The sequence below is a fragment of the Mucilaginibacter sp. OAE612 genome (assembly GCF_041806395.1).
GTDB lineage: Bacteria > Bacteroidota > Bacteroidia > Sphingobacteriales > Sphingobacteriaceae > Mucilaginibacter > Mucilaginibacter rubeus.
The window spans coordinates 4,896,933-4,913,786 of record NZ_JBGMUW010000001.1 but is presented as its reverse complement, the minus strand read 5'-3'; the positions used below and the strand labels follow the sequence as shown (position 1 = coordinate 4,913,786).

Genomic DNA, 16,854 nt, shown 5'->3' with positions numbered 1-16,854 from the left:
ATTTAATGAGTAAATTGATCAGGCATATTTGTATTGTGTTATTTGTTATGGCATTAGGCTATGAAGCTGTGGGACAGGTTAACCGCTTTGTTCCGGCTCAAACGCCCTCAAGGCCCCAACTTAACCCGGTACGTCCTAATGGCAACAAAAAGGGCGCTATGGGTAAAAGACTTGAGGCTGCCCGTAACAGGTATATCAGCCGCCAGCTTGATCTTACTGATGAAGAGGCTAACAAATTTTGGCCGCTTTATAATCAGTACCAGCAGGAGCTTACTGCTGTACGCATTCTGAAGCGTTTAAATAACTCCACTTCATCAACCAACGGCACCGAGCAAATAGATAAGGAAATCTATTACGAAAGCCAGCTGGTTGGGATCCGTAAACGCTACCGCGATTCCTTTGCCAAGATCCTTCCGCCCGAAAAGGTGAGTGTCCTGTACAAAAGCGAACAGGAATTTAACGATGAGCTCATCAAACAACTTAGCGAACGCAGCGAGAGAGCGGGGAATTAGGGGTAGTGATTAGAGGTTGGAGTTTAGAGATTAGGTTTCTTTTCTTCCTAATAAATCAAGATCATTTTAAAAATACGTTTACAGATGGATTTTCGTCCATCTGTTTTAGTTTATCTTTGTCGGTAAATCTAAGTAGGTCATCATTGCGGACCTAAGACTTACGAAGTTTTTAAAACTTCGTAAGTCTTAGCTCTACTACTCGTCATTGCGAGATACGAAGCAATCCCCTATAAGCAGAGCCGCTCTGTATAGTTCGCGATTGCTTCGTATCTCGCAATGACGTCTTCTCTTAAAACCTGCATTGGATAATTGACTTAAAACTTTGTACTTAAGACTTAGAACTTAACAACATGCCTACTCTTCGCCAGCTTTTTTTAGCCAATAACGCGCAAACCACTAATTTTCCTTTATTGCTTGAATTTGAGCGTGCCGAAGGTATTTATATGTACAATGCGGAGGGCAAACCCTATATCGATCTGATCTCAGGCATCGGTGTAAGTAGCTTAGGCCACAGCAACCCCTATGTTATTGAGGCTATTAAACAGCAGGTTGATAAATACATGCACCTAATGGTTTACGGCGAATATGTACAAACCCCGCAGGTGCGTTTTGCCGAAAAGCTTGTTTCCGTATTACCGGCGCCCCTCCAGTCGGTATATTTTACCAACTCGGGTGCCGAGGCCGTTGAGGGGGCATTAAAGCTTGCCAAGCGTTTTACGGGCAGGCAGCAGGTTGTTGCTTGTCTTAACTCGTATCATGGCAGCACACATGGCGCATTGAGTGTTATGGGCAATGAGGAGTTTAAACAGGCTTATCGTCCTTTATTGCCGGGCGTGAATTTCATCCGTTTTAATAACCCGGAAGATCTTGTGCTGATAACTGAAGAAACCGCCTGCGTGATTATCGAAACCATCCAGGGTGAGGCCGGCATCCGTGTGCCGGATCTTGCATATATGCAGGCTTTACGTGCCCGTTGTACCGAAACCGGTACGCTGTTGATCCTGGATGAGATCCAGGCGGCGTTTGGACGAACAGGAAAGCTTTTCGCGTTTGAGCATTTTGATATCGTACCAGATATCCTGTTACTGGCAAAAGCTTTAGGCGGCGGGATGCCGATAGGGGCGTTCATTTCATCAAACCAGATCATGGACGCGTTAAAGGAAAACCCGATCCTTGGTCATATCACTACCTTTGGCGGGCACCCTGTATGCTGCGCGGCAGGTTTAGCGGCACTGGAGTTTCTGCTGGATAACAACCTGGTATCCGGCGTAGCCGAAAAGGAAGCTTTGTTTCGGGATTTGCTTGTACACCCGGTTATACAACAGGTACGCGGCAAAGGCCTCATGATGGCTATCGAACTGGAAAACTTCGAGCTCAATAAAAACATAATTGACCGTTGTATCGAAAACGGTGTAATAACCGACTGGTTTTTACATTGCAGCAACTCCATGCGTTTGGCGCCTCCTTTGATCATTACCCACGACGAGATCAGGAAAGCTTGTGATGTAATTATAGAAGCGATTGATTTCTACACTAATAAATAAAATATAACATTCCTCCTCGTGAAATGAGGAGAAATCTTCTGCGGACAGTTAAGAAACCATGCAAATCCAGCCTCGATTGTGTATATGATTTCTCTTTCGCGTTAACGCGAAATCTCATTACTGCTCTATACTAAATGAAAAGAAGTTTTCTTCAGCCCATTTGCGAATCAAAGAAAGCCGACAAGCACAACGATGTTGGCTGAGTCAATTCTGTGCTATTCTTCCTTGTAAATTGCCTGTTACAACACCTTCATAATTCATAAGGATTATAGTTTGAGTTAAATTGGTATGGTTTGTGTATTTATAGCAATGCCTATAAAAACAATGCTTTCGGTGTCCTAAAGGCAATAAATAAGGTCACTGATGCATCTTTTTAAGGTCACCCTGCTTTTACAATTAATTAAATATTGTAAAACGAACTATCAAAGCATCTATACACAATCTACATATGAAAATAGCATATATATCAACCTATCCCCCCCGCGAATGCGGCCTTGCAACATTTAATAATAATTTGATGCGTGCCATCAGTTCAAATTTTCCTGAAAGGCACACCTTAGCACAAAATGGCTTTGTTGTGGCACTTAATGATTCGGAAAACCTACAGGAATATGAATACCCGGAGGAAGTTAAATATATCATTCGCCAAAATCACCAGAAAGATTATATCCGTGCAGCCAATTATATCAACACCAGTAATGCCGATGTATGTATTATGGAGCATGAGTTTGGCATTTACGGCGGCGAAAGCGGCATTTATATTTTACCGCTGATCAATCGTCTTGAAAAGCCGCTGATATCCATTTTACACACGGTATTGAAAGATCCGAGCTATGTGCAGCGCATCATTATTCGCGAAATTGCCGAGCAATCATCGAAGGTTGTGGTGATGAGCAAACGTGCTGTAGATTTCCTGACCAATATTTATGAGATCCCTGCCGACAAGATCCAGATCATAGAGCATGGCGTACCTGATGTGGAAGCCCCTGCCGAGAATCCGGTGAAAAGCTTGTCGGCTTTTAAAAACAAAAGGGTGATGTTAACCTTTGGTTTGCTAAGCCGTAACAAAGGTTTGGAAACTGTAATAAAAGCATTGCCTAAAGTAGTAGCGAAGCATCCTGATGTGATGTACGTGGTATTGGGTAATACACATCCCGGGGTTATCAAAAGTTCGGGCGAGGAGTACCGCGATCATTTGAAATCGCTTGCGGCGCAGTTAGGCGTTTCGAAGAACCTGGCATTTATCGCCAAGTTTGTTTCCGAAGAGGAATTGGTAAACTATTTAACTGCCTGCGAAATTTACGTAACACCATATTTAAACGAAGCACAGATCACCAGCGGTACCTTATCATATGCGGTTGGTGCGGGTGCAGCTGTGGTTTCGACTCCATACTGGCATGCTACCGAATTGCTGGCCGAAAAGCGTGGCAGGCTATTTGATTTTAAAAATTCGGAAGCGCTGGCCGATACCGTTATTGAATTACTTGATCAGGACCGAGTGCTGAACGAACTGAAAGAAAACGCTTACCAATATGGTTTGCATTTACGCTGGCCTGTTATTGGTGCCGAATTTATTAAAGTGGCTCAGGAATCACTGGTACGTTTTGATTTCAGTGATAAAATTCTGCGTAACAGCATCGTTGATCCGGAGATCCTGCCGAAATTCAGCTTGACCCACGTATTGCGGCTAACCGATGATACCGGGATTGTACAACATGCCAAGTACGGGATCCCGAATTTAAAAGAAGGTTATTGTTTGGATGATAATGCCCGTGCGCTCATTATGGCACTAATGGCTTATCAACGTAACGGGAGCCGGGAAGCATTTGAACTGCTGCCTATTTACCTGAGCTACATCCACTATATGCAAACTGATGATGGTAATTTCCGCAACTTCCTGAGTTTTGACAGGCGCTACCTGGACGAGGTTGGGTCGGAAGATTCATTTGGCCGTACCATTTGGGCCCTCGGCCATTTGATTGGCTGTGCGGCCAGCAATTCATACCGTGAATTCGCCCTGGAGATCTTCCATAAATCGGTGCCGCATTTTTCAGCGCTGAAACATTTAAGGGGTGTGGCAAATACTATAATTGGTATCAGTCTTTACCTGCAGGTTTATCCTACAGATGAAGGCATGGTTAAAATATTGGCCAACCTTACCCAGCCATTGATTGATGCTTATAACAACACCCAGTCTGATGATTGGCAATGGTTTGAGGAAAAGATGACTTACGATAACGCCATCCTGCCGCTGGCCTTACTGCACTCATGCGAGATTACAGGTAATGAAGAGGCCAGGAAAATAGCTTTGGCAACTATGGCTTTCCTTGATCAGCTTACATTATCAAACGGGTATTTAAGTCCTGTTGGTAACGATGGCTGGTATTACCGTGGCGGCACATTCCCTACATTTGATCAGCAGGCTATTGAAACCATGGCTATGGTGCTGATGCATTTCCAGGCATACCAGATCTTCAGGATACCGCAGTATATTGAAAAAATGTTCCTGAGCTATAAATGGTTCCTCGGCGAAAATACTTTGCGGGCACCGTTGTATGACCATGAAACCAAAGGCTGCTGCGATGGTTTGCTGCCTGGCGGTATTAACCGTAACCAGGGAGCTGAAAGTACACTGGCTTATCTGATATCGCACCTTACGGTGTTGAAAGCCTTTGAGCTGGAATATGAGTACAATAAATACGGCCAAAAAATGCAGATCTGTTAAATGAAGGTAGCTGTATTAGCCCCTGTTGCCTGGCGCACGCCGCCCAGGCACTACGGGCCCTGGGAGCAAATAGCATCAAATATAACCGAAGGGATCATCAAAATGGGGGCGGAGGTAACTCTCTTCGCCACGGGCGATTCGATAACCGCGGGTAAGCTTAATGCCATTTGCGACACGGGTTATGAGGAAGACAGAACACAGGATGCCAAAGTGCTGGAATGCCTGCATATCAGTAACCTGATGGAAAAGGCCGGTCAGTTTGACATTATTCATAATAACTTTGACTTTTTGCCGCTTACATACTCAGGCCTGATTAAAACGCCGTTACTCACTACCATTCACGGGTTTTCATCATCAAAGATCATCCCTGTTTATAAAAAATATAATAGCCGGGGGCATTACGTTTCTATCAGCAATGCCGACCGTAGTCCTGAGCTTGATTATTTAGCCACGGTATATAACGGCCTCGATACCCGTGATTTTCAGTTTTATGAACAGCCGGATGATTACCTGTTGTACTTCGGTCGTATCCATCCCGACAAAGGAACTGCCGAAGCTATCGATATCGCCAAAAAAAGTAAACGGAAATTACTGATAGCCGGTATAGTTCAGGATACCAACTACTTTAAGGAAAAGATAGAGCCATTGCTTTGTGCCGATGTGGAGTATATAGGCCATGCCGGGCCTGATAAGCGGCGGGAGCTTTTAGGCAGCGCTTATGCACTATTGCATCCCATCAGCTTTGATGAACCTTTTGGCCTGAGTGTGGCTGAAGCAATGCTATGCGGTACGCCGGTCATAGCTTTTAACCGGGGCTCAATGCCTGAATTAGTCAAAAACGCACAGACCGGCTTTTTGGTTAATACGGTTGATGAAGCCGCCGAAGCAGTTGGCTGGCTCCGTCAGATTAGCAGGGCTGATTGTTATGACTGGGCAAATTCGCAGTTTTCGAGCGATAAAATGGTGAAGGATTATTGGGAGTTGTATAATAGGGTATTGGATTAAAAGCAAAAACTGCCGCGGCAGACAGGTATAAAACAACAAAAGCGCCACTGGCGCTTTTGTTGTTTATGAGAGAAAATTTTAATTTAATTTATCCAACTCTGATTTAACAAACTCAGCCAGTTCTTTTACATAGGCCGCGCTAAAGTCAAACTTGATCCCTGCGGTTTCGTAAATCTCTTTAATAGTTTTAGTGTAACCGAGTTTAAGGGCGTCTAAATATTGTTGCAAGCCCTTTTCCGGATTTTCTTTGTAGTTTTTCCATACAGCGATAGCGCCTAACTGGGCCATGCCGTATTCGATATAGTAAAATGGCACCTCGAAGATGTGTAGCTGTTTTTGCCAAAGATTTGCTAATGCTTCGCGATGTTCGCTCCAATCGGTAAAACCCGCGCCGAATGGTTCAAAGATCTCGATCCAGGCGGTTGTACGGTCGGCATCGGTATGGTCGGGGTTGGTATAGATCCAGTGCTGAAACTGATCGACAACGGCCACCCAAGGCAGGGTTTTCAAAACATCAACTAACTGATCACGTTTGGCGCGTTTAAGATCTTCCTCGTTATCAAAATACACATTCCAGTTATCCATCGAGATCAGCTCCATCGACATGGAGGCTAATTCGGCAACTTCGGATGGGCAATGTTTAAAATCATTCAGTTCCAGATCGGCAGTAAGGAAAGTGTGTACCGCGTGACCGCCTTCGTGTACCATAGTAGTTAAATCGCGGAAGGTATTGGCCGAATTCATGAAGATGAAAGGCGCGCCGGTTTCGGCCAGCGGATAGTTGTAACCACCCGGGGCTTTGCCTTTACGGCTTTCCACATCAAACAGGCCGTTATCTTTCATGATCTCCAAACGTTCGCCTAAATAACGATTGATGTTGCTGAAGCACTGGATAGATTTTTCGATCAGGTCTTCGCCATTCTGAAATGGTTTAAGGGCTGGTTTGCCAGAAATATCCACATCCATATCCCATGGCTTAAGGGCAGGTAAGTGCAAAGCCTCGCGGCGCTTTTCGGCCTGGGTTCTTAGAATAGGCACTATTTCGGTTTCGATAGCTGCATGAAAAGCGTAACAATCCTGCGGGGTATAATCAAAACGGCCTAAAGCCTGGAACATATAATCGCGGAAGTTTTCAAAATTGGCGTTTGTTGCTACTGTGTGACGAAGCTTACGCAAATGGTCGAAAAGTTCATCGAGTTTGTCTTTATCCTGTAAACGGCGGCTGGTGATCTTTTCCCAAACTTCCTGGCGTTTAGCACGATCAGTGCCTTTTAAAAATACGGAAGCTTGTTCTAACGTAAATTCCTTATCATCAACATGAACAGACATGGAACCGGTTATAGACTGGTACTTCTGCTGTTCCACCTGGATTTCAGTTTGTACCGGGATATTTTCCTCGCGGAAAAGTTCCAATGCTTTTTTTACAGCCCGTAAAAAAATAAAATATTTTTCGCCATCCAGTTTATCAACAAATGCGCTGGCAACCAGCTTTTTATTCAGTTCGTTACTATATGGAGCAATTTTGGGCTCAATTTCGGTAGCAAAGTACTGGAACTTTTGAAGCAAGTCTTCGCTGGTGGTATCGCAGGTCATGCGGATATAGCGCCATGCGAAATCTTCTTCCAAAGCTGCTTCCAGCTCACTTTTATCGCGCAGCCATTTCTCCAGTTCTTCAACTGAGTGGATTGGACGATCTAATAATTCTTTATAAAAAGGCTCAAGGGTTTCCCATTTAATATCAAGGGAAGCCGGGATATATGTTCTTGTTTTTTTGTGGATCATGGTTTTTAGATGTGCAGATATGCAAATATGCGTATTTAGTCCGTAAGTCCGCAAGTCGGAAAAGTCCGTAAGTTGGAATTAAAAAGAAGATATTCCTATTAAAAAAGCCCGAAAGTTACATCTTGACTTCGGACTTGCTGACATCGGACTTGCCGACAAAAAAACAACTTTCGGACTTTCGGACTCACCCTTTATGAAGCGTTTTCGATATCTCAGTTATCGCATCCTCGTAGCTTGTTGGTTTAAAGTTGAACGCTTTCTCAAATTTGCTGCTATCGAAAATATAATCGTGATCGTACTGGTAATACATCTCCACTGTACCCATTACCACCTTTTTAAATAAACCGAACAGCCACAGCATAACTTTATTAACGCGTGTATATTTTGGTTCAACTTTATAAACCCCGGCGGCTATAGCCAAAAACTGTTTACCGGTGATGGCCGGCGGGGTAGGGAGGTGCCAAATCTGGTTGCCGCTATTGGGATTTTGACCAAGCATGAACATAGCTTTACCTGCATCGGGCACATAAATAAAATTGTGTTTACAATCCGGATTGCCTATCCATTGCGCGTTTTGTTTTTTGGCGTAATTGCTAAGCACCATCATATCAATAAAGCTGTTGACCGGGGCGCCATAAAAATCAGATGCGCGGGCTATGGTTGCGTTGATATTGCCGGCTTTAACTTCATTCATGAGCATTTCGGCGATGCCCGCTCTTATTTCGCCTTTAACGCTGCTGGGTTTATACGGGGTATCTTCGGTCATGGAGCCGTTAACCAGTCCGTACATGTAAACGTTATCAAAAAATATTAAACGGGCACCGGTGGCTTTGGTAACATTGATCACATTCTGCATGATCACCGGCCATTGCGCCCGCCAGATGTCTTTATCATAAACCAGGCCGGCAACGAGATAAATTACTGTCGATCCTTTTGCTGCCGACAGTACTTCATCGTAATTGAGCAAGTCGGCTTTTTGCCAGGTTACTTTATCATTATTATTTGTGTTAACCGGTTTGCGGCTAACTAAACGGATGGTTTCGTTATGGTTGATTAATTCTTTGGTGAGGATGTTTGCTACCGGACCGCCGGCTCCTAATATAGTATGCATGATCTTTTTCGTTTTGTGTATTACAAAGGTAGGCTGCCTTTGTAAATCAAAACGTTAACAAAAGATAAGGAATTTCACCTCTCCTAAATCCTCTCCAAAGGAGAGGACTTTAAAATTTATGCCTTTACTCCCTCTCCTTTGGAGAGGGCAGGGGTGAGGTTTAAGCGCTTATTTTCATGATCCTTCTCCTGATCCGCGAAAGCGAAACCGGAGTGATCCCTAAATAATTGGCAATATAATGCTGGGGGATGCGGTATAAGGCTTCGCCACCTGTTTGTAAAAGATCGGCATAACGTTCTTCGGGCGATTGGGTGATAAAGGAAGTAATACGTTCTTCGTAACAGATGAGATAGTGTTCGGCTGTTAATCTTCCAAAACGCTCCATCTTAAAACCGAGCAGCTCATTCATGCACGCTTGTTGTAAGTTTTTGTGGCTTAAATTTACGATTACCGAATCTTCAAGTGCCTGGATATAGTTTGCAGCCGGGGTGCGGGTAAGGAAACTTTTGTATGAGCTTAGCATTTCATCCTCAAAGCTGAAATAGCCGGTTATTTCCTCGCCGTCTTTAACATGATAATAGCGTACGGATCCTTTTACTACCAGGCCGATGTGATCGCACACTTTACCGGCCTCTACATAAAACCTTTTCTTTTTTAAGGCATCTACCGTTAGGTATTGCGATAAAGCCTGCCACTCGTCGTCGGTAAGCGGAACATATCTCTCAAAACACTCCCGAAACTTGTTAATGGCCTTTAGTGAATCCATATCCTGTCGAGCAAAAACAATACAGCAAATACTACGCTGGCAATGCCATTGGTAGTCATAAAAGCAAAGTTAACGCGGCTCAGGTCGTTTGGTTTTACAAGCAGGTGCTGGTAAACAAGCATGGCGCAAAAGAACGCGATACCAATGTAGTACAGGAAGCCTACCTGAGTTTCAAATGCGGGCATCATGATAAAAACAGCCGAAAGCATATGTAAAAAGGTAGATAGTCTTAAGGCGTTCACTTTACCTAAATACGCCGGGATAGAGTGCAGGTTTTGGCTTCGGTCAAAATCTTCATCCTGCAGGGCGTAAATAATATCAAAGCCGCTTACCCAGCAAAGTACGGATAGTGAAAAGAATATGGGTGTAATAGCAAACTGACCGGTAACCACTAAGTAAGCACCGATAGGAGCAAGCGATAAACCCAATCCTAATACCAGATGGCAGAGCGCGGTAAAACGTTTAGTTGCGCTGTAGCCCATTACCACAAATAAAGCTACCGGCGATAAAAAGAAACAAAGCCTGTTGATGAACCAGGTAGCTGTAATAAACAGCAGGCAGTTGATAATAACAAATGTTAAAGCAGCTTTTGGGCTGATCCGGCCGGCTGGGATATCGCGCTGTTTGGTACGTGGGTTTTGAATGTCAATATCCCTGTCAAGGTAGCGGTTAAAGGCCATTGCCGAATTACGGGCAAATACCATACATAAAACCATCAAAACCAGCTTTAGCCAGTCGAAATGATATTGGGTGGTAGTTACTGCCAAAAAGAAGCCGATAAATGCAAACGGCATGGCAAAAATGGTATGAGCGAATGTTACTAAGGATAAGTATTTTTTCATTGTTTATTATTCTCAAGAGGGGAACTAAAAAACTGCGGTACTTCAAAATTTTGATTTACTGCATCAATAAACTCAAGTATCTCTTCGCGGCCTTGCTGTGTTTCTGACGATGTGATAAAAAACTGTGGCATTTCATCAAATGTAGCCAACAGGGCTTTTTTAAACCGGGCAATAGTTTGATCGGTTTTAATGTTCGATTGTTTATCGACTTTGGTAAATACCAGCACAAATGAAAGGCCTTTTTCGCCAAGCCAGTTGCAAAATTCAAGGTCGATCTTTTGTGGCTCGAGGCGACTATCAATCAGCACCATTACGCATTGCAAGCTTTCGCGTTCGTCAAGGTAAGTATGGATGAACTTATCCCATTTGGCTTTTTCCGTTTTTGATGCGCGGGCATAGCCATAACCGGGTAAATCGACAATGTACCAGCTCTCGTTGATCAGGAAATGATTGATCAGTTGCGTTTTGCCGGGAGTTTGCGACGTTTTGGCAAGGCCCTTTTTACCGGTTAATGTATTGATAAGGGATGATTTGCCCACATTTGAGCGCCCGATGAAAGCGTACTCCGCTTTAACGGGTGGAGGTAACTTGCTTACCTGGCTGTTGCTGCAAATAAATTCGGCCGATTTTACGATCATTCTGCAAAGGTAGGGTTTTGTTTTGGATGTTATAAAGTCGGATTTGTTGTTATAAAGTTGTAATGTTTTAAAGTTGAAATGTTATTAGATTGTTGATGGTTGTAATGTTTTGTTCAAGCCAGCGTAGTGCTTCAGGTTTGAAACTGAATCAAAATTAATAAAAATAGATGTTTAAACATATTTTACATGTCGCCGACACGGTCCGGATTAAAATAGCTTAAATTTGTGACAGTTGATGATGTTTGTAGGCAACATTCCAACTTTACAACATTTTAACCTTCCAACAAGAAACAACATGAACAATTATAAAATACCCGCCCAAACTCGCATTGGTCACGTACATTTAAAAGTAAGCGACCTGCAAAAATCTCTTGATTTTTACTGTGGTTTGTTAGGCTTTGAAAAAATGGTGATGTACGGCGATCAGGCTGCATTTATATCTGCAGGTGGTTATCACCATCATATTGGCTTAAATACCTGGCATAGCAAAGGCGCTTCACCGGCCCCGGAATACGCACCGGGCTTATACCATACTGCCATCTTATATCCCGAAAGAAAAGACCTGGCCATTATACTTAAAAGGCTGATTGATGCCCGTTACAATATTACAGGAGCATCTGATCATGGTGTATCTGAAGCCATCTATCTTAACGATCCCGATCAAAACGGGGTTGAGCTCTACTGGGATCGCCCCAAAGAACAATGGCCTGTAGATCAGGAAGGGAATTTGACCATGTTTACCCGCAGGCTGGATATAGAAAATTTACTGCAACTGGCTAATTAACAGATAAGAAGCAAACAAAAAAACTCATTGAGGGTTATATATTCAACGGGGGATTAAAAAGATAATTCATCTTTCCCGGTCATTGGGAGGCGGAACGGCGAAGCAGTCCTCTGCCGGCGATATTGCATGGTTGCCTGCTGTTAAGGATTGCTTCGTACCCCCAATGAGTTTTTTGATAAAGATAAAACTGTTGCGCGAAGGTACGAAGCAAAAAATTATAAATATTATAATTCCTTTATTTTAATGCTCCTGAAATAAGCTTTATGCCCATGGTCCTGCAGTGCGATCAACCCGGTTTTGGCGTTGCCATAGTCGGGGTAATCTTTCCATTTACCTTCGGCTTTTTTCCTTTTCCAGTCGCTGGTCCAGGCTTCAAAAGCTAAAATCTTTTTGCCGTTTAGCCAGTGTTCAACATGTCCGTTATTGAAAATAATTTTACTGGTGTTCCAGGTGCCAACCGGGGCTACCTTTTTTGAAGCGTTTGGCAGGTACATGGCATAATCACAGCCAGTTTTTTGCCAGTCTTCCAGTTTTTCGGGCCAGCCTGTATCGTCAATGATCTGGTATTCGGGGCCGGTTTCATAGGGGCCATGGTATTTTGGATCTTCAACCACATGGTATATTACACCGCTGTTACTGCCTTTTTCTATCTTCCATTCCCATGAAAGCTCAAAATTGGTATAAGCTTTATCGGTTACTATATCACCGCCGGTATCACCCTGCGCTGCTCCAAGACAAACCAGGGCACCATCAATAATAGTCCAGTTTTTTACCGGACCTTTTTTATTAAAGCCATGCCAGCCTTTTAGTGTTTTGCCATCAAATAAATTTATCCAGGTACCTTTTGCAGGAGTAGCTTGTTTAGGAAGTTTAGCGTTATGAACCGGAATCCCTGACGTTTGTACGCAAACTAAGCCTGCAGCAGCCAGTGCCAAACCCAATTTTTTAAACTGTTGTTTCATAATAAGGTATTTGCTGTGATCTGTTATTTTTTGACAACCTGCATTTTTTCCGGATCCCAGAACATGGGGCTGTTATTGTAATAGCTGTCATTACACAGCAGGGCAGGGGCTGCCGCACGATAGCCAAATATCGCATCTTCAGTTACCTTGCCTTTATTGCGGATAGCCGTAAAAAAGTTCACCATATGATCATATGGCCCACCTTTGTATCCTTTTTCGGCATCATACGTGATCTCTTCGGGCGGTAGCATTTTTTTGCGTTCGGCATAACCGCTGCCTGCTTTTTTGAGTTTATCAAGATAGAATGGATCATCAGAGTCCATCACTTTATTGCGTTTAAGCGTCACTTTATCCCATGTTATATCCATTGAGCCTTCGCTGCCTACCAGTTTAAGATAAGTGGTACCGCTGGTGCCATCCACGAAGTTGCAACGTAAGGAAAGATTAAAGGCTGGATGAGCCTGCGTTTTGCCGTAATCAAAAGTGCCTAAAAGTACATCAGGTACTTCGCGGCCATCATTCCAGAAACGTAAGCCGCCGGATGCATAAATTTTATTAGGGCCAACTGAATCGGTTATAAAATGCAGGCTTGAAAAAAGGTGAACAAAAAGGTCGCCCGCCATGCCGGTGCCATAATCAGTATAGTTTCTCCAGCGGAAAAAGCGTTTTTCATCAAACGGACGCTTTTTGGTATTGCTGATATAAGTTTCCCAATCAACAGTTTGGGGTGAGGCATCTTCAGGGATGGGGTATTGCCAAACCTCAAGCGGCGCGCGACGGGCCCAGAAACCTTCGGCGTAGTTTAATTCGCCGATAGCTCCGCTTTTTAACAGCTCATGTGCTTTTTCATTGCCTAATGATGATACCCCCTGGCTGCCTACCTGGAATATCATTCCTGTTTCTTTTTGCGCTTTGATCACCGCCGGCCCTTCGGTAATGGCGTGCACCATCGGTTTTTCGCAATATACATGTTTACCGGCGTGCATGGCATCAACAGAAATTTGCTGGTGCCAGTGATCAGGTGTGGCAATGATTACAGCGTCAATGTCTTTACGGTTCAGGATCTCTTTGTAAACCCGGGTAGTAAAAATGTCGGCTCCCCAGCGGGTTTTAGCATCTTTTAAGCGACCGTCATACAAATCGCATACGGCTACCAGTTTAACACCGGGCACCTGCAGGGCGGTGATGGTATCCTGGGTACCCATACCACCGGCGCCAATGAGGGCGATGTTTACCTGGTCGTTAGGACTGTTGCCGATGAGGCGTTTTTGGATGGAAAAAGATTTGGCCTGGCTTTGGCTGGCTAAGAGGCCCGATCCGGCAGCTACGGCCGCGGTTGCAGTGGTTAGTTTTTTAATAAAACTGCGGCGCGAGGATTCTTGTTCGTCTTTCATAAGGATAAGGAAACAAATTTTAAATGTGATTTGCCGGAGTGTGCCGGCTGAAATTGGTTTTTAAAAATAATGAATTGACTTAACATTTTCATAATTGTAGTAATATAAAATCGGTTTAGTTACAGCGTAACGCATAGGTGGTCCATTTGGCCTGCGCTGCGTTGGGCCACCATCCTCTATCCTTCGGATAAAGAGGGTAAGAAAATATATAAATTAAAATCCCCTCTTTGCGAAGCAGAGAGGGGTGGCGAGCGTAGCGAAGTCGGGGTGAGTTAACTTGTCAGCCCTGTTTCAGTATTCGTTTTTCACCCGTGTTAGTGTTAATGCATTCGGTATACAATCATTATCTTTGCCCGCGATGAGCAAAACCATAACACCGTACCATGACGAGCAGGCTACCAAAAAAGAACAGGTGGCAGATATGTTCAACAATATATCAAAAACCTATGATTTCCTTAACCATTTCATGTCGCTTGGTATTGATATCATCTGGCGTAAAAAGGCCATTAACGAATTAAAGAAGGATAAACCCAAACTGATACTTGATGTTGCTACCGGTACCGGCGATTTTGCTTTTGAGGCTTTATCTATCCTGAAACCTGAAAAAATTATTGGTGTAGATATTTCAAGGGGGATGCTTGACATCGCGGAGCAAAAAATAGCAAAACGGGGTTTAAGCGATAAATTTGCTGTAAAACTTGGCGATTCGGAAAAACTGCCGTTTGAGGGCGCGGAGTTTGACGCTGTTACGGTTGCCTACGGTGTACGTAATTTTGAAAACCTGGAAAAAGGCCTTGCTGATATAATCCGGGTGCTAAAACCCGGAGGGAAGGTGGTGGTGCTTGAGTTTTCAAAGCCTAAAGTATTCCCGGTAAAGCAGTTGTATAATTTTTACTTCAGCTATATTACCCCGGGGATTGGTAAATTGTTTAGCAAAGATGCAAGGGCGTACAGCTATTTGCCCGAGTCGGTAGCTGCTTTTCCTGATGGGCGGGCTTTTGTGGGTTTGATGGATAAAGTAGGCTTTAAGAATACCAAATGCCGGCCTTTAACGTTTGGTATCTGTTCAATATACACCGGTATTAAATGATTATAAACCGTTACCTGCTTGTAGTTGTACTTATTTTTAGCAGCAATTTATTGTTTGCTCAGCATGTACCTGCATGGGGTGGCGGTGCCGATCAGCAGGATCTGAGCTTTGGCTTCAGTTTCACGTATGTAAGCACCGATTTTAAGATCGTCAATCAACCCAATTTTCGCAACGCGTTTTTAGATGAGAACGGTGTGCAGGTTAAAGGGCCGCTTAACAGGATCAGCTCAAAAAGTTCACCGGCTTTCGGAGTAGGTTTTTTGACCCGGTACAGGATCACTGAGCACCTTGAGGTACGCACCACACCTTCATTAATTTTTGCCGACAGGGTTTTGCATTATTCTTATGTCGATCCCTCGGAAGATGTGGATAAAAAAATACAAACCACTTCGGTTGACATTCTCCTGCAATTGAAATTAAAATCAGACAGGCTGGGCGATTTCAGGGCTTATGTTGTAGGCGGCCTGAAATATACCCAGTCCATAGGCTCTAAGAAAAACGCGGATGCCAATCTTGACCTTTCAGAGAAGCTGGTTAAAAACGTAGGTGGCTTCGCCTCGTATGAGGCGGGCGTGGGTTGTGATATTTATTTTGAATTTTTTAAGCTTTCGCCCGAGATTAAGATCTCCAATTCATTAGGCAACGTACTGATGCGCGAGTATAACCCTTATTCGGCGCCCCTCAGCAGGTTGGGCTTACGTACCATTATGTTTAGTTTGATTTTTGAGTAGAATGTAATTTTCCTAAATCTCGCGCTCATTTATAATGAGAGCGTAAAATAGACTTGCGTTTTCAACCCGATATTGGGGTGAGTAAAATCCTCCCTTTCAAAAAACATCCTTACTCCCAACCGACAATATTTTAAAGTAAAAAACATAATTTCGCTGTTTATAGTTATCAATACCTATGAGTAAGATTGCCTTAATTACAGGAGCTACCGCCGGCATTGGCGAGGCATGCGCACACGTTTTTGCCCGTGAAGGCTATGACCTGGTATTAACCGGCCGCCGGTTAAACAGGTTAGAGAAACTGGCCAAACACCTGAATGATAAGTATAACGTAGAGGTTGCGGTTTCGTCATTTGATGTGCGTAACCGCGAAGATACCATCAACAGCCTGGAAGCTTTGCCGGCCGAATGGAAGAAAGTAACTGTATTGGTTAACAATGCAGGTTTAAGCCAGGGGCTTGACCCCATTCAAAAAGGCAGCATTGATGATTGGGAAATCATGATTGATACTAATATTAAAGGTCTGCTGTATGTAAGTCGCGTAGTATCAAACTGGATGATAGAAAATGGTAAGGGACACATTATAAATCTTGGTTCGATTGCCGGTAAGGAAGTTTATGCCAATGGAAATGTATATTGCGCTACCAAACATGCAGTTGATGCTTTAAATAAAGGTATGCGGATTGACCTTTTACCTCATGGCATTAAGGTAACGGCGATACATCCGGGGGCTGTGGAAACCGAGTTTTCGGAGGTGCGCTTTAAGGGTGATAAGGAAAGGGCCAAAAAAGTTTATGATGGTTTTAAACCATTGGTGGCCGAAGATGTGGCCGAAACCATCTGGTTCATTGCATCACGACCGGCACATGTTAATATTAACGACCTCGTGATCATGCCTACGGCACAAGCTAACGCAGGTACGATATTTAGGGGGTAGAGGGGAAGTCTGAAGTCGGAAAGTCAGTAAAGTC

The 16,854-nt window shown here is 43.7% G+C and carries 15 protein-coding genes; 8 read left to right on the top strand and 7 right to left on the bottom strand.

The genetic code is table 11. The annotated features are described in order from the left end of the window. Nucleotides 1-5: 5 nt before the first annotated feature. The 4 genes from ABID99_RS20230 to ABID99_RS20215 all read left to right on the top strand — a co-directional run bounded on the left by ABID99_RS20230 (nt 6) and on the right by ABID99_RS20215 (nt 5,786). Nucleotides 6-512 carry a hypothetical protein gene (locus tag ABID99_RS20230; RefSeq protein ID WP_090531962.1) on the top strand — a complete coding sequence of 169 codons (507 nt, stop codon included), beginning with the start codon at nt 6-8 and terminating at the stop codon, nt 510-512. A gap of 350 nt (nt 513-862) precedes the next feature. Continuing rightward, nucleotides 863-2,056, top strand: coding sequence for an aspartate aminotransferase family protein (locus ABID99_RS20225; protein ID WP_373614944.1), 1,194 nt, complete (start codon nt 863-865; stop codon nt 2,054-2,056). Nucleotides 2,057-2,504: 448 nt separating this feature from the next. Further along, complete coding sequence (locus ABID99_RS20220) at nt 2,505-4,781, top strand: glycosyltransferase (protein ID WP_373614943.1); 2,277 nt, start codon at nt 2,505-2,507, stop codon at nt 4,779-4,781. Continuing rightward, nucleotides 4,782-5,786: a glycosyltransferase family 4 protein gene (locus ABID99_RS20215; RefSeq protein WP_373614942.1), complete on the top strand. Its 1,005-nt coding sequence runs from the start codon at nt 4,782-4,784 to the stop codon at nt 5,784-5,786. A 78-nt stretch (nt 5,787-5,864) separates the two neighbouring features. On the opposite strand, the gene ABID99_RS20210 is transcribed toward ABID99_RS20215, so the two are convergent. The 5 genes from ABID99_RS20210 to yihA all read right to left on the bottom strand — a co-directional run bounded on the left by ABID99_RS20210 (nt 5,865) and on the right by yihA (nt 10,925). Then, nucleotides 5,865-7,568: a M3 family oligoendopeptidase gene (locus tag ABID99_RS20210; protein ID WP_373614941.1), complete on the bottom strand. Its 1,704-nt coding sequence runs from the start codon at nt 7,566-7,568 to the stop codon at nt 5,865-5,867. 184 nt (nt 7,569-7,752) lie between these two features. Next, a complete protein-coding gene (locus tag ABID99_RS20205) occupies nt 7,753-8,679 on the bottom strand; it encodes an NAD-dependent epimerase/dehydratase family protein (RefSeq protein WP_373614940.1) in 927 nt (308 codons plus the stop codon). A gap of 160 nt (nt 8,680-8,839) precedes the next feature. Next, complete coding sequence (locus ABID99_RS20200) at nt 8,840-9,445, bottom strand: Crp/Fnr family transcriptional regulator (RefSeq protein WP_373614939.1); 606 nt, start codon at nt 9,443-9,445, stop codon at nt 8,840-8,842. Further along, nucleotides 9,433-10,287, bottom strand: a complete 855-nt coding sequence (locus tag ABID99_RS20195) for a UbiA-like polyprenyltransferase (RefSeq protein ID WP_373614938.1) — start codon at nt 10,285-10,287, stop codon at nt 9,433-9,435. The genes ABID99_RS20200 and ABID99_RS20195 overlap by 13 nt, the downstream gene beginning before the upstream one ends. Next, complete coding sequence (gene yihA / locus ABID99_RS20190; RefSeq protein ID WP_373614937.1) at nt 10,284-10,925, bottom strand: ribosome biogenesis GTP-binding protein YihA/YsxC; 642 nt, start codon at nt 10,923-10,925, stop codon at nt 10,284-10,286. The genes ABID99_RS20195 and yihA overlap by 4 nt, the downstream gene beginning before the upstream one ends. 295 nt (nt 10,926-11,220) lie before the next feature. Between yihA and ABID99_RS20185 the strand changes: the two genes are divergently transcribed. Beyond that, on the top strand, nt 11,221-11,709 hold the full coding sequence (locus ABID99_RS20185; protein WP_354486563.1) for a VOC family protein: 489 nt from the start codon (nt 11,221-11,223) through the stop codon (nt 11,707-11,709). A 224-nt stretch (nt 11,710-11,933) separates the two neighbouring features. Here the strand turns inward: ABID99_RS20185 and ABID99_RS20180 are convergent, their stop codons facing one another. Then, entirely contained in the window at nt 11,934-12,671 is a 738-nt protein-coding gene (locus ABID99_RS20180) for a DUF1080 domain-containing protein (RefSeq protein ID WP_373614936.1), read from the bottom strand. A gap of 23 nt (nt 12,672-12,694) precedes the next feature. Beyond that, entirely contained in the window at nt 12,695-14,065 is a 1,371-nt protein-coding gene (locus ABID99_RS20175) for a Gfo/Idh/MocA family protein (protein WP_090531940.1), read from the bottom strand. A 358-nt stretch (nt 14,066-14,423) separates the two neighbouring features. Between ABID99_RS20175 and ubiE the strand changes: the two genes are divergently transcribed. From ubiE to ABID99_RS20160, 3 genes are all read left to right on the top strand, one after another. Further along, a complete protein-coding gene (gene ubiE / locus ABID99_RS20170; protein WP_175490059.1) occupies nt 14,424-15,155 on the top strand; it encodes a bifunctional demethylmenaquinone methyltransferase/2-methoxy-6-polyprenyl-1,4-benzoquinol methylase UbiE in 732 nt (243 codons plus the stop codon). Next, nucleotides 15,152-15,886: an outer membrane beta-barrel protein gene (locus tag ABID99_RS20165; protein WP_373614935.1), complete on the top strand. Its 735-nt coding sequence runs from the start codon at nt 15,152-15,154 to the stop codon at nt 15,884-15,886. The genes ubiE and ABID99_RS20165 overlap by 4 nt, the downstream gene beginning before the upstream one ends. A gap of 175 nt (nt 15,887-16,061) precedes the next feature. Then, the gene (locus tag ABID99_RS20160; RefSeq protein WP_373614934.1) at nt 16,062-16,820 is read left to right on the top strand and encodes an SDR family oxidoreductase; all 759 of its coding nucleotides are present in this window, start codon (nt 16,062-16,064) and stop codon (nt 16,818-16,820) included. Nucleotides 16,821-16,854: the final 34 nt, after the last annotated feature.